A 17,812-nucleotide genomic window follows, 5' to 3' on the forward strand; every position below is an offset into this window, starting at 1 on the left:
GTGGGGCCGCGGTGCTATCTCACACGTAGACGCCGCGGTCCTCCATGAAACGCACCGGGTTGGTGTAGCCACCGTTGAGGTACACCTCGAAGTGCAGATGGCACCCGAAGGATCGCCCGGTGTTGCCCGCGTATGCGATGACCTGTCCCGACTCGACCCACTGACCGCGACGAACGGCGATTCCGCCCGGCTTGATGTGTGCGTAGCCCGAGCTCACGCCGCCACCGTGCTGAATACGGACGTAGTTGCCGTAGTTCCCGTTGGCTCCGGCATAGTCGACTGTTCCCGAGTTCGCGGCGTAGATCGCCGCACCGCATCCGTTCGCCAGGTCTGCGCCGTAGTGGTAGCTCGATGAGCAGCCCTGGGGTCCGCAGATCGGGGTCCGTGGACCGTAGCTCGAGCTGCGTGCGCCACCGTGCGGTCGAACCCACCCTCCGCTACCGGCCTGGCCCCCTCCGCCCCCGTTGCCGCCGCTGTTCGCCGCGGCTTCGGCGGCTTCTCTCTCCCGACGAGCCTTCTCCTCCGCGGCACGCGCTGCGACGCCGGCCTGGTAAGCGGCAACCGTTTGCGCGGTCGTGTCCTGAAGCGCCGCGAGCTGTGCCTTCAGCGTCTCGAGGTAGGTGGTCTGCTCGTCGAGCGCAGCCTGTGCGGCGTCTGCGGCTTCCTGCGCTGCTGTCATCTTCTGCTCCGCGACCTGCTGCAGTCGGTCGCGCTCGTCTCGAGCGACGACCGCCTGATCTGTGAGCGACTGTGCCGCGTTCTTCGACGAGATTGCTTCGTCGTAGACCGCGCGGTTGTACTGCATGAACTTGTCGAGCGTTCCCAATCGCGACAGCAGCTCATCCGATTCGGCTGCAGAGCCTGCGAAGAACAGCTGCAGCGTGGTGTCGTCGCCACCGTTGCGATAGAGCTGCGCCGCCAGCTGTCCGGCTTTCCTCGACGCCTCCTCAGCGATGAGGGTCTGTTCGTCGGCTTGCGCCTGCAGGTCGTCTGCGACCCGGATCGCCTCGAAGTACTGCTGCTGCGCTGCGTAGAACTCGTCGGATGCGAGCAGTGCTGCGGCCTCGGTGTCAGCGACCTTCTGCGTCAGCGACTGAATGAGGCCTTGGATGCGTTGAACTTCGACACCCTTCGCTGCCTCGTTGCCCTTGGCGCGCTGAACGTCGTCCCACGACGGGTACGTTGCGGCATGTGCGATGGAAACGCCGGATCCGACCCCGAACGCTGCGAGCGCCACCACGCTCAAGGCGCCGAGCTCGAAGACGCCGCGGCGATTGATTGGGCGCTTCCACAGTCGATCCCTCTCGGCGGGTTTCGGGGCACAGCCGCAGTCATCAGCAGCCGACGCGGAAGCGAGATCAGCGGCTGTCGGGCGTATCGGACTCACGCGTTTGGCTCCTCATCGCTGGGATATCGCCTTCAAGTTACATCACGAATTCGTGATGTATCGTCAATTCGGAGAGAGTGTCGTCGTCGTAGACTCACTATGGTGACGCGAGACATGCACTTCGATGCGGCGACGATGTTGCCGTCGAGCGCAGCCGTTCGGCTGGCGGAAGTCATGCACGGCCTCTCCTCTCCGGTGCGGCTGCGGATCCTCACCGCGCTGCGACAATCGTCGCTGACCGTCACCCAGCTCTGCGAAGCTGTGGGAGCTGGTCAGACAGCCGTGTCGAACCACCTACGGCTGATGCGCGAGCTCGGCCTCGTGTCAGGAAATCGCGACGGGCGCAACGTCCGCTACGACTTGTACGACGACCACGTCATGGCTCTGCTTGATGGCGTGCTTGGCCACGTGGCGTACCTCCCGACCGGTGTCGAGACCAGTCCACAGGACAAGTAGCCGGCTCGCTCTCTGGTTAGGGACGTGCCGTCTCGAGAGACGACAGCTCCAGTTCTATGAGCTCTCGTACGAACTCGCCGAGAGCGCCTAGCACGAGCGCGACCTCCGAGCTTGAAGGAGGGACGTCGCCATGCACGAGACGACTTCGGACGTCGTACGCATAGCTGAAGAAATCACGCGCCGTTCGATCCAAGAAGGTGCGCGGGTTCAAATGGTCTGCGAGTCGGGCGCTCGCAGAGCTGATGCTCTCCTTGTGCAACGATCCGATCCGATTCTCCAACGACTTCTTACTGATAGGTGACAGCGTCTGATCGGCTCGGACTACGGCGGCAAGTCGGCGAAGAGCGATTCGTTCCTCACTAGAGACCTTCTTGCGGACGACCATGGCTTCGGCGGCGGACGTGAGCATGAGAAGACGGGCGTCATCCGTGGGCATTCGCCAACTGGCAACATATAGGTCGAATGCCAGAGAACCGTGCGGTGAGGCGGTCGCGGAGCGCATCGCGCGCTGGAACGTCGCGCCCACGGTCTGCGCGGGCGTATGAGCGCGAACTGTTGCGCTCAGTCGAGGCACGACGATGTCCTCCGATGTCAGGTGCACCGTGACCCCCGGGCGAAAGCGGGCAGCGCGAACTCCTGTCGGGAGAGCCTCATTGAGGTCGCGCAGCGCGGTCTCAGACATCCCAGCGGATGCCTCGCGGGACAAGAAGTCGAAGTAGATTCCTGTGCGTAAAGAAGTGAGCCGCAGCGCCGGAAGAAGTTCATTGGCCCGTTGCTCCGCTATTTCAGCGGTCGGGTAGCCGGATCCGCAAAACGCCGCTCTCTCGGCGTCCGCGAGCGGCCCATTCGACTGGAGCCAGATGCTCTCGCTGTTCGACTCTGATAGCGAGAGTCGACTCTCGGCGGTGTCCGGATTGCTGTTTCCTACATGCAGCGGTACGCGGAACGAATACATGGAGCGAGCGTATCGAGACTGCGGCCGGCGCGGCCCGCTTCAGCCGGGCTATGGTTCGCGTTGCCGGCGACGCCTTGAGGCGGGGCAGTGCAACTTCGGGCTGGCGAGCAGGGTGCATCGCTACTCTGGTCGCAGGTGGCGGAGGAGGCAGACGGTGAATACGAACGACACACCTGTCGAGATCTCGGAGATCAGCGAACAGCGATTCAACGCTTTCGTGGTCTGGGCCCGGGGGGCGGGCCCACTTGCGCCGACCAAGGAAGTTGCGTGGCTGGAGATCCGACCCGCTAAGGTGCTCGGCGTATTATTAGTTGACTCGACCGACCGCGAGCTCCACAGTTGCGTGCTCGCTCCCGACCTCTCTGGACGCTATCGGGGAGTCAGGTTGCTAGGCCCACACGCAGATGTACGTGCCGCGGTGAATGCGACTGCGGAAGCTATGGCGAATGTTCACGCGGACTACGACAACTCACGCACTCAAGGCGATGAGAGGCCTTCCGAGAACTTCTTCAGAGTGGCTTCGAACGAGGATCGCTTGCACGTTCGATTCAAGTACCTACGAGATCAGACGAGTGCCGTCGCTGCGCGTCGCCTCATAGAGGTCGCCATGCGTTGGTACGAGAACCAAGATGGAACCTTCGTCGAGCAGTTTCAGACCACTGCCTTCGATGCCAGGGTGTGGGAACTATATGTATGGGCGCTGATGCGTGAGGCGGGTCTACGAGTCGAACAGCCCAAGCCCGCGCCAGACTTCCTTGCACGAGGTGTGTTCGGAGATTTCTACGTCGAGGCAACGACCGCGAACCCGCCGCCAGTGCACAACGTGCCCGTTCCGCCGGAGACGGCTGACGAGCTTTTTGACTATGCGCACAACTACCTGCCGACTCGCTTCTCCGGCCCGCTTGTTGCAAAGCTCAGAAAGCGCTACTGGGAGCGAACCGGAGCGCGGAAGATACCCTTCGTGATTGCTGTGCAAGACTTCCATCAGGACCTGTCGATGACGTGGAGCCAGCCCGCGCTGTACGAATACCTCTACGGTGTGCGCATCGAAGATGTGGAGCGGGATGGAGTCGTCCGCCAGGTCGAGGTCCCCGTCGGAACACTTAAATGGGGCACGAAGGAGCTTGAGTCCGGTTTCTTTAAGTTGCCTGATTCGGAGCGGATCAGTGCCGTGATCTTCAATGCAGCAGGGACACTCAGCAAGTTCAATCGCATGGGCATCGCGGCGGGGATGGGGGAGTCATCGCTGTTGGCGTTCCATCGCGGTTCTCGTTACGCGGAAGACAACTCGGGCGAGGTTGTGCCATTCAGTCAGCAGGTGGGTGAGGGATATGAGGAACGCTGGATTGATGGCACCACTGTCTTCCACAACCCCGGGGCGCTCTACCCGCTTCCGCCCGAGGCCTTACCGGGTGCGGCGCACGTTAGCGAGCGAGCCGGCATGCGGGAGCAATCTTCTCCTGCCGGACATCTCGTCACCAGCACCACGAGCTTGGTGCTCCCGCAAGGATGATCTCGGATCAGTTACTCCATGACCAAGCGTCGTGTCGCGCGTCCCGTAGCGCTTCATCAAGGCGCCCCTCGATAAGCCGCGTGATGTTGCGGGGCGGATCCGCTTCGGGCAACGAGACGTTCAACCACTGCGCCCATGTCCAGGAGTCGCTTACGCCGGTCTGGAGGGTGAGAAGAACCTCCCGCAGACCTGGAACCACCTCGCCGTCGTGCAGTTGAAAGACGGGGAAGAGGTAGACGCCGTCTTCGGTGCGCAACATGAGGAGGCTGAGATCGTTCCCAGCCTCCATGACCTCAGCCTCCGTCCGTCCGAGGGTGCGGGCCATGCTGGTCACCGTGTAGCACGGACCGACGATCTCAGCCCAGGGGTTCGGTTCCTCCTCGGTCACGGCTCCTTCTCGGGTTTCCGGGTGTGGCGGCGACGAACGTCTTCGATGATCTCGTCGAGGGTGCGGCGGCCCTCGATGTAGTTCCAGGCGTCGCGGATCGCATCACGTGTCGGAGCGAGGCCGTCGAGGCGGCAGGAGTGGAACGCTTCGAGGACTCCGTTCAGCCGCTCCTCTCGCGTACGGACGTGGTCATCGTTACCCAACGGGGAATGCCGCCTCTCTCATCTGCTGGACCGTGGGGACCTCTAGGCGCAGCGTCCGCAGGTCGAGGAACGCGAGGCTGCCCTGCATCGTGTCTCGTCCGAAGCTCGCCACGCGGCGCCCGTCGTCGGTCGCGCCGCCGCCAGCAACATGCATATGACCATGCATCAGCAGTCCTGGTCGGATGGCGTCCCAGACTTTGGCAACCCGCTCGCGTGACTGTGCGGACTCTGCGAGCGTTTCGTCAGGGAATCCCATCGGGTTGGACCGCAGCACCTCTTGTACGGCGCGAACGGGCGTGCGGGCAGGGGACTCGTGCGTCAGCATCAGATCAGCGGGACCACCAGCGATGGCCGCGGCCACATGAGAGTCATCGATGCGCTCATCGGGCCACCATCCGGCGCCTTCTCGTCGCCAAAGCCTGTCGACGGAGGCTGCACCGCCGAGCGACAGCACCGACCGTCCGCCAATGGTGAGCCTGGCGGGCCTTGCCAGGAGCCAGGTGAGCTTCGAGACTCGGACGGCTGAACTAGGCTGCTCGTCGAGGAGCGGCGTGACGTCCGACCACGGTTCGTGGTTGCCGAGCGTCACATAGATGCGGTCGATGTTCGTGTCAGCGAGTGCCTCATCGACGGCATCGGGATCGATCCACCAGTCACCGAGCTGCAGGATCGTCGTCACGTCCGGTGCCAGCGCCGGCAGGATACGAGAGAGCGTCCTGACCCAGCCGACGTTGCCGTGCCAGTCCCCGCACACCGCCACGCGCTGATCCGGGAGATCGATGGTCGACGCGCGTTCAAGTGCTCTCACTGAGTCCTCGCAGCCTGGTGGGCACGAGCGCGCTCGCGGAATGTCGGGCCAACCCGGAGACTGCGCTCAACATCTTTGTCCCAGCTGATCCATCCGCCCCGTTTCCACTGAATCGCTACGTGGAGGCGAAACGCGTGAAGAATCGCGGTGCGAGTGACATAGTTCAGGCCAGCGGGCCACTCAGGGTGCAGAGGCTTGTCGTTGAAGAGAGCAGCGAACAGCTCCTTGAACGTGGGTCCGCCGCCGGTTCTTCGCCGCACAGTGGCGACGAAGATGCCCGCGGCAAGACCGAGATGGTCTGCGCGCTTCTCCTCGGTGAGCGCTTCGAATGCGTCCTGCCACTCGCGGGGCGCCTCGACATCGGTGGCGATCCACCAGGTTGGTGTCAGATCTGTCACATTCACTCCAGACTCGGGGCTGAAGGGCATGCATCGAGCCGCCCCGGGGTCTATGCACAGCGCCGCACATGCAGATCGTCAAACGCGAGGCGTCGGCCGTCGGTTGATGCGTCGTGGTGACCGATTCTGCCACATAGACATATCCATGGGTCAGCGCCTTCATCGGATCGTTGGAGAGTGATGAGGACGGACGTGAGTGCTGACGACGAGTGGCAGAAGTTCGCCGCAGAGCTTGGTCTTCAGATCCGTCGTCTGCGCGACGCGAAAGGCTTGTCGCAAGAAGCGGTCGCCTATCGTGCGGGTCTAGCTCGATTCACGTATCAGCGCTACGAGCGTGGCGAAGCGCAGTCCGGTGCACCCTCAAACCCCACGTTGCGAACGCTCCTAGCCTTGGCGCAGATCTTCGAGGTGTCGCTTCAGGAGTTGGTACCGGCGAACCACCCGGACGTGACGGCTCGCTGAGGAAGCCAGACCCTACCGGTCTTGGTCGCGTCCGTCTTCGTTCTCGATAAGGCCATACGGCGGGTAGTCAGGATTCTGCGAGTATCGCACGACGGTGTGTTGAGAAGCGACCGACGGCGGCTGGTTGTCGACAAGAATGATCTGAGCGCCGGGGTGCTTCAAAACCCAGTCCGAGACATGCATGTAGATGTTCTCGACGATGTGTCTGCTTCGCGTCGTGATAAGGCGTCCGAGCTCTTCGCCCTCCCTGTCGGAGCTACTGGGCGTCTCAGGCGCGGTGGTGACGACTGACCCTGGGACCAGATTCTTCTGCGGGCTGTCGATAATGAGAAAGCCGGGATGTCCCATTCCCTGCTCGAACGCGAGCTCGAAGAGCGCGAGCTCCCACGCAAGGGCGATGAGCGTCATCGCCCCAGATGAGCCGACTCGGTCATAGCGTCGGTCACGCACATAGGGGATGAGGTTCCTGTCAACCCGAACGAGATCGATCTTCGGATAGTCGAAGTCTCGAAGGATCTCATGAATCCGGTCACCGATCCTAGCCAGAATCGTATCCCGCGGGGTGGCTCGCTTTAGGTACTCAGCCTTCCTCGACCGTGCTTCCTTGAGAGCTGCTGAAGTCTTCAACAGCTCCACTTCCTTCTGCTGTAGCTGGAGCAGCATCTGGCGTGCCCGAAGCATGGTCTTGAGGTCTACCCGAGCATCGCCGAGCGTTTTCTGTATCTCGTCACGTTGTGCGAGGAACGGGGACACGACTTGGCGCGAGACGCTGTCTAGAGCAGACTGAGCCTCCTGGACCTCATCATTTGCCGCACTCAGCTTGCGACGAAGCTCGTCACCTTCTGCCCTCACCTCCTGCGAGAATGCGAGTAGCTGATTCAGCCGGCGGACGAGGTTGCGTCGTTCGGTCGAAAGGTCGGGAGCTTCATCTTGCGGGGTGTCATCCGAGGTCAAGTCCGAGTGGCACAGCGAGCATCGCTCACCGGCGACGGTCGGTGAAGTTTTCAAGTGGCTTTGACACGCGGGACATGTAACGACGGTCAGCGAGTCAAAGAGGCTGACAGACTCGGCAACAAGGTCGAGTCGGCGGATCTCGTCCGCATACTGAGCGCGGAGCGGTTCGAGCCGCAGCGTCAGAGTCTCTCGGTCACGCAGCTCAGTCTGGATTCTCCGAGCGTGATTCGTGCTCCGCGCGAACGCCGCGCGAAGCTCGGTCGTGAAGTCGCCGCGGGCGGAGATGTCGGCGTCGATGCTCCGCCTCTTGGCGTTGAGCTCAGCGACCCGTATCCCTAGTCGGTCCGACTCGGCAGTGATTTCCTCGAGCGTCGTGAAGCCCGCGTCCGTCATGAAGGTGCGAAGGGTCTGGACGGCGCGCGACAGTTCGCGTTCCTCAGCTCCGAGCTCTTCTACCGCACGCGACAACGAGGACTGCTGGTTATCGGATACTCCGAAGAAGAAGTTAACGACCTGATTCAGCTTGATGGAGCGCGCGGTTTGGTTATGGTAAGTGAGGTCACCGTTGTCAAGCCGTCGGTTCGATAGGAACCACAGGGGCTGTAGATCCCGGAAGCTCAGCACGCTTGTCTTCGAATCCGTCTGCGTTGGTGCTTCGTCCAAGCGCAAACCGGCGAGGCCGCACAACTGGAGTAGGTAGTGCGACAGAGAGTCGGTATCCGCGGGGTCTGAAGTGAACGACCTCACAGGGGTTCCAGACATGCTGTCCAAATCGCCGGTGTAGAGGTAAGCGGCAGTCTTCTTCGACCCGAGAGCTCGCTCGATAACGTATCGACTCGCGGTGTCTCCGGTAGATCGCGCGTCTGCCACGTCGATGGCGAGCTGAGCCGAGCGTACGTTCGCCATGATCTCGTCGTGTTCAGGGTGCTCCTTCGCACCGAGACACCAGTCGATGAACTCGAGCACCGAAGTCTTTCCAGTGCTGATCTCGCCGGCGATTATCGAAAGCTGACGGATCACGTCGGCATCATTCCGGTCGGTGAAGTTGACTCGATATGAGTGGTTTGGCCCGACCAGACGGAGGCCGCGGACGTTGAATGCAGGGCGAGTGGCAGTCATTGGTAGTGGTCCTAGAAGAGCATGTCGCGTGATGCGAGGCCGGAAGTCTCCGCCTCGAACTCGTGGTATGTGGGGGCGTCGATGAGGTCGAAAAGCATCGGGTCGACCCGGAGCCAGGTCTCGAGGCGTTGGCGCATCCTTTGAGCCGAGAGCCGCATCACCAAGGGGCCCACAGTGGCCACGCTAAGCCGATACGCATCCGCATAGACCGAGCAGAGTCGCTCGGCTGACTGTTCGCCAAGCTCAGTGAGGGAGAAAACTCGTTGCCTGTCAGCGACGAAAAGTCGAACAAGTCCAAGGGAGACCAACTGAGCGACATCAGACGCTACTCGCTCGCGACGGGAGACAAACCGCTGACTAGGGGAGGCGTATGTGATGGAGTGGCGCCCAAACCCTTGAAGGCGAAGTTCGTTTGCTTCCGGCGAGTCGTCGCCCACCACAAGGAACGGATTGGCCGAGAGAAATTCGATGATGGAAAGGCGCTCGAGGTCGACTCGATTCAGTGGAGGCTGAACGCCATCGAGGACGAGAAGGAGCTGCGCCATGCGGAAGGCCGGGACGGATTCAGCCCTGAGCGTGGATGCGGCGTTATCCATGAACGCGGTCGAACTAGTCATCAGTGTTCTCCGTCTCATCATCGACTTCGCGCCCGGTCGCTGGCTTCGACAGGGAGGTGCGAGATCGGTGGTCCTGCGCGACTTCTCGCCAATCCCGAACCCATCCAGCGCGTCCGTTGTCCACAGCCTGATGAAGCAGGCCAACGCCGTGAATCACATGTGCGCGCAGGCTCGCCGCTTCGCGCACATGACTGGCTTCGATCCCGGCAAGCGCTTCTCCGTACAGCCGAGGAAACCGTCGCTCGGGCGACGTCTGACATGCAGTGTTGAATGCGACCGACCACGTCGACGACACGGCAACTCGCCACGTCGATAGGGCGGAGACTTCGGTCGAAAGACCCTTGTCTGTGACCTCGCGTTCGAGGATTTCAGCGTTGAAGAACGCTTCCCTCGCTGAGCGGGTTTCAGGTAGCCCGGCTTCATCCAACTGGCGCACGAAGAGGGCGCCGTCATACTTCGACTCATCGACAAGTTCCTCGAGCCCGCGTTCCACTTCGTCCTCGGAGCGTTCGGGCACCGCAAAGACAGGAGAGAAGTAGAACCGGCGCACGTCCTCACCAGCAGTGGCCTGGAGTCGCCGCCGGAGGCGCCCGCCCGACTCCAGTTCGATGGTTAGGTCATCCGCTTTCGCCGTGCGCTTCTTCCACCCGTTCCACCACTTGAGCATTGGACCGTCGAGTTCGCACGGGACGCACAGAGTCCACGACGCAATCCTGTAGCCATGCTCGTGTGCTGCCTTTTGCGCGGACTTGTACGACTCCCGCACTTCACTCTGCTGCGATGGTCCGAAACCGTTGATGAAGTACTTCGACTGCCAGACATGAACTTCACCAGCCTCGCCCAAGTCCCCTACGAAGGCGTCGATGCCCCAGTCGCCCGGATTCGCCTGGATCTCTTGAACGTCGGGATGAACGATGCCCACGATGTCCGCAACGAGTCGTTCGAACGCGTCGCGAGCGCCGGCCGGGCCCGAGAACCGAACCTCAAGGAACCGGAAATCGACGTCGCCGGCTCCGAGCACCGCAATCTGACTTGACACTCGCCCCCCCCGCCTGTCTGTAGCGTCAGCATATCCATAACCCATTCCCGCGCATGTTCCGACGGCAGGTGGTCATGTTCCGCCACGATCCGTGACCGCTCGCGGCGCCGCTATTGTGTGGTGCGCCAATTCGTTGCGTCCCGCTGTGTGGAATGAGCCTGGCGGAGATCTGGTAGGCGTGGACGGGGCGTCGTGGTACGAAACTCGGTCGTCGAAGATCACGGAGTGGACCGGAGTTCTGGACCGGACTGCCCGCGGGAATCCCGCGCCCATCGCGGACGGTACAGATGGCATGACTTTCTGACCGGCACCGCGCATGATCTCGGTATGAGTTCCCTCACCTTCGCCTACGCCCGAATCTCAACAGCTGGTCAACGCCACGACTCCCAGCGCTCCGTCCTCGACAGCGCAGGTTACGACCGTCTCTACGAAGACACCTGCTCCGGGACAGTCGATCCGATGGAGCGTCCAGGGTTCACACGTCTCGTCGATGCTGCACGACCCGGCGACGAGCTCCTCATCTTTCGACTCGACCGTCTCGGGCGTTCCGCCGCCAGCGTGCTACGGACGGTCGAAATGCTAGACGAGCGAGGAATCACGCTTCGCTCCATCTCCGACGGGATCACCACCTCGGGTCCGACCGGGAAGCTCGTGCTGACCATCATGGCCGGCGTAGCCAGCCTCGAGCGCTCGGTGACCGCGGAGCGTTCAAAGGAGGGGATCGCCGCGGCACGTGCTCGGGGCCAGCACCTGGGGCGTCCAAGTTCCCTCACCCCGGACCAGCAGTCGCTCGCCAAGCGGCTCCGTGCCAGCGGTGAGTCGTACAACTCCATCGCTCGCGCGCTCGGCACGTCCAAGACGACCGTCATCCGCGTGACTCGGCAAGTTTGAGTGTGGAAAGGCCCCGTCCGGACGCGCGGGGCCTTTCTGGCTCACGCGGTGGCGGGAGCCAGCGGTAGGTTTCGGTCATTCGAGGGCAGAGCCCCGCCTTGAGGCGGTCCATCTGGTAGAACTCCTCCTCCGGCGTGCGCTCGATTGCTTCGAGCCTCGAGACGGTCCCAGAAGGCGTTACGGTACTTGGTCATGTTGTCTCCATCTCGTTGTCGATTGAAAGCTCAGCCAGCAAGCATGAGCTTGGCGAGGGAGGGGTCGTGACGCTTGCGCAGCTTCACCTTTCCTCCTCCTGTGGGGAGTTGAGTGCCCGATGGGCGCAGCGATGCAGGAATGCCTCTGAGGGTGGAGGTGTTCTGCAGCACGGCTCGAATACCCTCGGGGTCCTTGGGCTTGAATGGGAAGGCCGCCTCATCCAGCAGTCGCATCAGCTGCCAGCGCGCGCCGGAGGCTCCGGTCGGCGTCATCACCGGCAGCGTTACAAGGTCCTGTCGAACTGTGCCGTTCTGCGGGAACAGCGCTTGCCAGGTGACGACGCCGATCCTCGCCGCGGTGGGGTCGCCAGCCATTCCGGGAAACGACCGTACGGCACGCTCGACGGCGCGGGTCACGACCTTGAGGTCGGCGAGAGTGGTGTTGGGCTTGTCGCGGCGAGGAACGATGACGAAGACCGCCGTCAGACCGGACCATGCCATCGGTCGCTGGTGGAGCAGCTTCGCGAGGCGTCGGACCTTCGCGTCCATACCCGTGGTGGTAGCCGTGATCTCCACCAGCACCCTCAACCCGTCGGGGCGAATGAGGGTGAGGTCGGCGGCTGATTGTCCGCCGCGCGGGAGATCGGGCGCGCCCGGTACGGGACGTACGAGCAGTTCCCAGGAGGAGAGCTTCTCGCCGAGCACCATACCTACGTGCCCGTGCTCCGCCATCCGCAGGCCGAACTCCGTGGCGAGTACGTTGTGCCGCGCATACTGACGAGAAGCGTCCACACCGAGACCAGCGGTGACAGAGAACCACTCAGCCCAACCGAGCACTGACGTCAGATCTTGCACCGCCGCAGAGTCACCGGCAGGGCGGAGGAGAAGCTGCTCCCGCGGCGGAACGCTGCCCCAAGCGTGACCCCATCGACCGAGGTCGACCAGGCCCGCGTTCCAGAGCGCGCTTACGAGGCTCGTGCGACCGCGGGTCAGCCCTTCAACATCAGCGAGGGCCTCGACCTGTTCGATGGTCGCGGTTCGCCACTGATCCAGAACCGCCATAACGCGGAGTACCCGCTCACGATTTCGGGAAGCGAGTACACGTTCGCGTGCGTCCTCCTTCCGCATCCGAAGCCAGGAAGGCGCCGGCTCGTCGTCAGTGGAGGCCCAGCGACCGAGGGCTCGACCGTGCCATAGCTCGTAGGGATCACCGCGGCGCGAAGTGCGCCGGGGGTGTAGAGGTGTCCGAGAAGGCAGGGCGGCAAAGTTGACCTCAGTCATGCTTGCCCGAAGTCGTCCCGCCGGTAACCCCACGTGCACTGCAGCAGGCCGGCACAGAGGGATAGATCGCTGGCCGCAAGTGGCAGTCCTCACCCAGGAGGATGTCGAGAGCGATGAGGAGATCGTCACTGTCGCGCGATTCACGCACCAGATCCCGCACACAATCCTTGAAGCTGGTGCTCGCGTCATCAGCGTGGCCGTCTCCGTTGGCGCCTGTCTTTGAAGACGCGACGAGAGCTGGATCGTCTACCTTCCACGCGCCGTCGGTGGACAGTGCCAGGCGAGCTGCCCAGTACGCGCCTTCGTCGGCGGGCGTGTACAGGTCGTAGACACCGGGCGAATTTGGGCGCTCGTAGAGTGGTGCGCTGACTGTCTCCGACTCACTGCGAGTCTGCGTGCCTGAAGGACGCTGGGGCGCGTCACGGAACGTTTCTGGGTAGATGGCCAGAAGGGTCAGCCTCGCCCCTCGTCGACTGTAGCCACATCCACAGAGGGCAGCGCCGGGTGCGCGGTCGGCGGGAGGAACTGAATCGGTCACGGGTACCTACTCTCATGAGTGCGGTGCAGACGGTGTCTGCGTTGCGGTACCAAGTACTTCGCCGGGTGACCCCCAAGCTGCTCAGATTCGACGGATCATTCTCTGGGTGACGAAGTGACGAAGTGACGAAGTGACGAAGTGACGATTCGCGGGCTTCCTAGGGTTACCTCTCTAGGAAGAGATCTCTCCTGTAGAGAGGAATGCCCGAAACTCAAGAAACCGTCACTTCGTCACTTCGTCAGTCACACGTACGGTGACGGACCGCGCATGAAGAAGAGGTATGGGAGTGCGGGCTCCCTAGGCCGGTGGGGAACCGGCTCGAACCCCGCCGCGTCGGAGCGGCGGGGTTCATTCCCACCCCAGGATGCGCACCACCGTTTCCGCGGCCCAGATAGTCGCGCGGTACTGGTGCGGAGGACGGGACTCTACAGTCGACTACCTTTTTGTGGGCTGGCTATTTGCGACAAGGTCGCCTCTGGCGTGTTCAAGACTCCGTTGAGTCTCGCTACCGAGCACGTCCCGAAAAACTGCTCGGTCGAATGCATCGCGTAGCAGCCGCCGCTTGTTGGAGTCGATGAGGCCGCGATGGCGAACAACGAAGACTCCCGTCTGCCTCAGCGCGGCGGAGTGCCGCATCAGTGCAGAATCTGAGACACGATGCAGCGAGCGAATGGCATGGAGGACGCACTCTGCAGTCACGTTGCAGAGGCGGCTATCGCGCGGATGCTTGTCGAGGAGGGCCCGTCCCTGGTGGAAGCCCGTCAATGCCTTCGAGAGAGCAGGCTCCGCTTCATGCTCGCGAAGATGATTGTCTGCCCAGCGGCCCCAACTGTCGACGAGGGCCGTCGTAACGCCCAGGGCCTGGCGATTGCTTGCCCCTTCGAGGGCCATCTCGAGTTCCTCTTGTCCCGCAGCGTACGCTCCGTTCCAGTACAGGATTCGGCCGTGTAGGAAATGAGTGTCGGAACAGGGCTCGAGACGGGATGCCTCCTCGGCGTGGGGGAGTGCCCCCGGGGTATCACGAATGTTCCGCGCGAGCACATCAGCCATCTCATAATGCGCTCGCGCCCGTGATGAGTCGTCCTGCGCGTACGAAAGCGCGGACTGGAGCTGTGAAACGGCGGCTTCGTACTGAGTCTGCTGCGCCAGCATCCTCGCCCACACGCGGTAGACCTCGGGGAACTCCGGATTGAAGCTGAGTGCTCGTTGCACCTGCACCTCAGCCTTCGAGAAGTTTCCGGTCTTGGCCAGATTCTCCGCGGACTGCAGCAAGAAGACTGCGGGATTGTCGTTTGAATCTCGCGCGGTGATCTGTGGGTAGCGCCGGCTCTTGGCGCCATCATCGAGGGCGGCGCGATACTCTCGTTCTCGCTTTCGCACGGTAGACAGGAAGTCCGTGTTGACAGATGGCTTCTGCAGGAACATGCGTGCGGTTGCGGTAAGGGCGAGACGACCGGCGATGGCGCCCGCGGCGTCGGCTTCAACCAATACAAGCGATCCACGAGTCAGCTCTTGCGTTGCGCGGCGCAGAGAATCGACGGACATCTCGGTAAGGACTGCGAACTCGTCGAACGAGATCCCGCGGTCCAACGTTCTGAGGATGTCGAGCACGGCTCGCGAGTCGGTCGTCAGCGTGTCCACCACGTTCTTGACGCAGAATTCAAGCAACGTGCTCTGGTCACGCAAGGTCTCGAGCGGGATACGTCCGGCCTCGCTCGCCAGTACAAACCATCGGATCGCGAGAGGACTGTACCGCAGTGCCTTCACCGTATTCTTCGCGGCTACGGGACTCAGGGACGCGAGTGACTTCTGGTTGCGGGCAGCCGCGAACTTTCGCAACAAAAGTTCGGATTCTGCTTCGTTCAATGGCGGTACGGGGACTGTTCGCTCGAGCTGCCCAATGCCCCACCTGCTGGTGAAGAGATACGTCACTGACTGCGGCAGAGCATCGTACATCTGGACGATCTCTTCCCCGTGCGCGGACTCCAGGTTGTCGATTATCACAAGCGTCTCGATGCCATCCAGCGCATCGGACAACTCCTGCAGCGAGCCGCCGAAGTCTGAATCCAGCCCTCGACCCAGTTCGCGGATCGTACTGTCAACACCACGAATGGCGCTTCTCAGTTCTTCGACGCCGTATGCGGTCAACTTCTCGGTCTTGAGCGAAACCCAAAGAATCGCTTCATAGGGATTCTCATCACTGTCAAGCAGTTCGTAGGCCACCTCAAGCGCGAGAGCCGTCTTGCCGATTCCGCCCTCACCAATGAGAGTCGTTACGGGGTTTCGCCGACGTCTCAGGGTCTCGATGAGCTTGACTCGCAAGTCCTTGCGACCGATGAAGCTTGTCTCGTCATAGTCGACCTCAGGAAGATTATGAAGGGTGCGTTCGTTGGGAGCGGATCGCTTCTCGAAGAGGGGCTCCCACGCGGGGTCATCTTCGAGTCGCTTCAACACGCTCTTCGTGTTTGGCCAGTGCCGAGAGCGCAGACCGGATAGAAGGTCAACCGAGGTAGTCGGATCAGTGTCGGCCAGGGGACGCCCATGCATCACGCGATGCCGGATTGGAGTGAGACGCGGCAGAAGGGGCAAGTTGTCGCGGAACTCCGTCATCAGCTCATGCGGCAACAGATCCTTGTGACGAGCGAGTACGTCGACGGCTGTTTGCAGATCCAAGAAATGCACGGATGCGTTCGAACTACTGTCGGTATCTGCCTCGCGCCGTGTCTCGATCTGAGTGAGCTCTGCGGCTGTGTAGACTTCCGACTCATCGAGGTGGTCAAGAAGGTAGCGTTCGATGCTTGCGCGAAGATCAGCTTCGAATGCATCGACAAGTACGTAAAGGCGCGCACGGCTCATGCGAAGCTCGTTCAAGATGACCCCCCACTATGTTTAGGCGCCATCATATCGGTGCGTATGACGCTGTTTCGTACCAGGCGATGGGGCGCACGCAGGCGGAACCATTCAAAGTAAGCGGCTCATGATGAGCAGGATCGATGTGGACAGCGGCATCGGGTGCGAGGGGTTATCACTGGACCCGACTTGCTGGTGCGTCGACGACTTAGAGGGATGTTGACGGGCGAGCACGCGCCCTGACGAACATGCTCCGTACTGAATGCCAGAATCCCGCAGTTACCCCGTCGCTGCAGGCGGCAGAGATGGCCCGTTGCGCGGCTCAGTGAGATTGCGTTGAAGTCAATCGTCCAGCTGTCCGGCGAGCTCGTCCGACACCGCCACGCGCTCTGGGTCAAAGTGTCCTCGAGCCGCCGCGGGGTACACAGTCACGAACGCGCCAGCGCCCAACATGATCTTTCGGCGCTCGGCTACGGACCCGCGCGCCCAGACCTCACCGTACGTTTCGCCGGTGCGACGCTGCACCGCCGAGATTGTTGGGAGTGCGGTCAGGCGGTCCCGCTCTTCTCCCAGCGTGACCATTCGGGCGGCCAACCCCATCACGTCGGCTCCGGGGCGGCCCATCGACTCAAGAGTCTGAGCGATGGCATCCAGCACGTTGTCCAACCCTTCGGGGACCACCTCTTCGCTGATGGTCTCGATGACCTCTACGTCACCCCACGTGTCGAGGAACTGCCGTTCAGCCTCCGCTTCCAGCGGGTTGGCGGTCACCGTCTGGGGCTTCTCACATTCGCGGCCGCGGTTGCGGGACTGGCACATGTACAGAGGGGAGCGTGTCGGGTGACCAAAGTGTCTTGGAGTCAACGGCATGCCGCAAGACGAGCAGATCGCCAGCCGTTGCAGAAGCGGCACCCGCCCTCCCTCGGGGAAGCGTGGCTCTTTCGTGTTCACGCTCAACGCGCGCGACAGCGCGTGCCATTCGTCATCCGTAACGAGGGGTGGCCAGACGACGACAGGTAGCCCGCGGTCATCTCGAACAGCGTCCCCACCCAGCGTGGCGTGTCCGCGAAGAGACCCCCGACGGAGGATGCGGGAGAGCGACGGTGGTGACCAGTGAGATCCGCGGCGCGACGGAATGCGGTCGGCGTTGAGGCCACGCGTCACCTCTGAGATGCCCTTTCCCTCCATGACCTCATCCACGACCCGTCGAATGACCTTCGACTCTTCCGGGTGATGCACAAGCGTTCGACCCGCAGTATCGGGGTGAGGTGCGGTGGTGAAGCCGTAGGGAGGGGGACCTCCCGGCCAACGGCCCACCGTCGGCAGATGCCGACGCATGGAGCGAACTCGCTCGCCGATGGCGGTTGCTTCCAACTCCGCGAAGACCTGCGCCATCTGAACCATGGCTCTACCCGTTGCGGTCGAAGCATCGAAGTTCTCCGTGGCAGAGACGATGACGAATCCCTCGTCGAGGAGCTGGGAGATGTCAGAGACGGATCGCGCCATGCGGTCCAGCCGGGACACCACGACGACGTCCGCCTCGCCCGCGCTGATGCGCCGACGCATCTCATGGATACCTGGCCGGTCCAGTCTCTTCCGAGTGGCGGACTGGTCTATGTCCTCGATGACGTCTACGAGCTCCCACCCGCGCGCGTCGATCTGCCGGTGGATGTCCTTTCGCTGGCGCTCAGGCGACGTCGATGCCTCAGTGTCGCGAGAGAGCCGGACGTAGCCGAGCGCGCGGGTGGAAGCCATGGGC

16 protein-coding genes are annotated in these 17,812 nt (G+C 62.4%); 4 read left to right on the plus strand and 12 right to left on the minus strand.

Translation table 11 applies throughout. The features are described from left to right. Positions 1-19 precede the first annotated feature (19 nt). Entirely contained in the window at positions 20-1,378 is a 1,359-nt protein-coding gene (locus tag RN51_RS04190) for a peptidoglycan DD-metalloendopeptidase family protein (protein WP_045262824.1), read from the minus strand. Positions 1,379-1,501: 123 nt separating this feature from the next. Here RN51_RS04190 and RN51_RS04195 point away from each other — a divergent pair, with 123 nt between their 5' ends. Then, positions 1,502-1,843, plus strand: a complete 342-nt coding sequence (locus tag RN51_RS04195) for an ArsR/SmtB family transcription factor (RefSeq protein WP_200838702.1) — start codon at positions 1,502-1,504, stop codon at positions 1,841-1,843. 16 nt (positions 1,844-1,859) lie between these two features. On the opposite strand, the gene RN51_RS04200 is transcribed toward RN51_RS04195, so the two are convergent. Next, positions 1,860-2,798: a hypothetical protein gene (locus tag RN51_RS04200; RefSeq protein WP_045262776.1), complete on the minus strand. Its 939-nt coding sequence runs from the start codon at positions 2,796-2,798 to the stop codon at positions 1,860-1,862. A gap of 154 nt (positions 2,799-2,952) precedes the next feature. On the opposite strand from RN51_RS04200, the gene RN51_RS04205 reads away from it, so the two are divergent. Next, positions 2,953-4,311, plus strand: a complete 1,359-nt coding sequence (locus tag RN51_RS04205; RefSeq protein ID WP_156149085.1) for a hypothetical protein — start codon at positions 2,953-2,955, stop codon at positions 4,309-4,311. A 7-nt stretch (positions 4,312-4,318) separates the two neighbouring features. Here the strand turns inward: RN51_RS04205 and RN51_RS04210 are convergent, their stop codons facing one another. The 4 genes from RN51_RS04210 to RN51_RS04225 are packed head-to-tail and all read right to left on the minus strand — an operon-like array spanning position 4,319 to position 6,108. Continuing rightward, positions 4,319-4,699 (minus strand): hypothetical protein, encoded by a 381-nt coding sequence (locus tag RN51_RS04210; protein ID WP_045262777.1) that lies wholly within the window; start codon positions 4,697-4,699, stop codon positions 4,319-4,321. Continuing rightward, entirely contained in the window at positions 4,696-4,902 is a 207-nt protein-coding gene (locus tag RN51_RS04215; RefSeq protein ID WP_045262778.1) for an antitoxin VbhA family protein, read from the minus strand. Before RN51_RS04215 ends, RN51_RS04210 begins: the two co-directional genes overlap by 4 nt. Next, positions 4,895-5,710, minus strand: coding sequence for a metallophosphoesterase family protein (locus RN51_RS04220; RefSeq protein ID WP_045262779.1), 816 nt, complete (start codon positions 5,708-5,710; stop codon positions 4,895-4,897). The genes RN51_RS04215 and RN51_RS04220 overlap by 8 nt, the downstream gene beginning before the upstream one ends. Beyond that, the gene (locus tag RN51_RS04225) at positions 5,707-6,108 is read right to left on the minus strand and encodes a hypothetical protein (RefSeq protein ID WP_101848708.1); all 402 of its coding nucleotides are present in this window, start codon (positions 6,106-6,108) and stop codon (positions 5,707-5,709) included. Before RN51_RS04225 ends, RN51_RS04220 begins: the two co-directional genes overlap by 4 nt. A gap of 192 nt (positions 6,109-6,300) precedes the next feature. On the opposite strand from RN51_RS04225, the gene RN51_RS04230 reads away from it, so the two are divergent. Beyond that, the gene (locus RN51_RS04230; protein WP_231579208.1) at positions 6,301-6,570 is read left to right on the plus strand and encodes a helix-turn-helix domain-containing protein; all 270 of its coding nucleotides are present in this window, start codon (positions 6,301-6,303) and stop codon (positions 6,568-6,570) included. Positions 6,571-6,582: 12 nt separating this feature from the next. On the opposite strand, the gene RN51_RS04235 is transcribed toward RN51_RS04230, so the two are convergent. From RN51_RS04235 to RN51_RS04245, 3 genes are read right to left on the minus strand one after another with little or no spacing between them, the layout of a single operon-like run. Continuing rightward, entirely contained in the window at positions 6,583-8,643 is a 2,061-nt protein-coding gene (locus RN51_RS04235; protein ID WP_156149086.1) for a hypothetical protein, read from the minus strand. Between the two features lie 11 nt (positions 8,644-8,654). Then, positions 8,655-9,260: a hypothetical protein gene (locus RN51_RS04240; protein WP_052674578.1), complete on the minus strand. Its 606-nt coding sequence runs from the start codon at positions 9,258-9,260 to the stop codon at positions 8,655-8,657. Continuing rightward, positions 9,253-10,299: a hypothetical protein gene (locus tag RN51_RS04245; protein WP_052674579.1), complete on the minus strand. Its 1,047-nt coding sequence runs from the start codon at positions 10,297-10,299 to the stop codon at positions 9,253-9,255. The genes RN51_RS04240 and RN51_RS04245 overlap by 8 nt, the downstream gene beginning before the upstream one ends. A gap of 327 nt (positions 10,300-10,626) precedes the next feature. On the opposite strand from RN51_RS04245, the gene RN51_RS04250 reads away from it, so the two are divergent. Continuing rightward, positions 10,627-11,190 (plus strand): recombinase family protein, encoded by a 564-nt coding sequence (locus RN51_RS04250; protein ID WP_045262783.1) that lies wholly within the window; start codon positions 10,627-10,629, stop codon positions 11,188-11,190. Between the two features lie 224 nt (positions 11,191-11,414). Here the strand turns inward: RN51_RS04250 and RN51_RS04255 are convergent, their stop codons facing one another. From RN51_RS04255 to RN51_RS04265, 3 genes are all read right to left on the minus strand, one after another. Further along, entirely contained in the window at positions 11,415-12,446 is a 1,032-nt protein-coding gene (locus RN51_RS04255) for a hypothetical protein (protein WP_045262784.1), read from the minus strand. Between the two features lie 1,192 nt (positions 12,447-13,638). Continuing rightward, positions 13,639-16,059, minus strand: a complete 2,421-nt coding sequence (locus RN51_RS04260) for an NB-ARC domain-containing protein (RefSeq protein ID WP_045262785.1) — start codon at positions 16,057-16,059, stop codon at positions 13,639-13,641. A gap of 336 nt (positions 16,060-16,395) precedes the next feature. After that, positions 16,396-17,808 (minus strand): recombinase family protein, encoded by a 1,413-nt coding sequence (locus RN51_RS04265; protein ID WP_045262786.1) that lies wholly within the window; start codon positions 17,806-17,808, stop codon positions 16,396-16,398. Positions 17,809-17,812: the final 4 nt, after the last annotated feature.

This window comes from Microbacterium oxydans (assembly GCF_000956405.1).
In the GTDB taxonomy this organism is placed as follows: Bacteria; Actinomycetota; Actinomycetes; order Actinomycetales; family Microbacteriaceae; genus Microbacterium; species Microbacterium oxydans_C.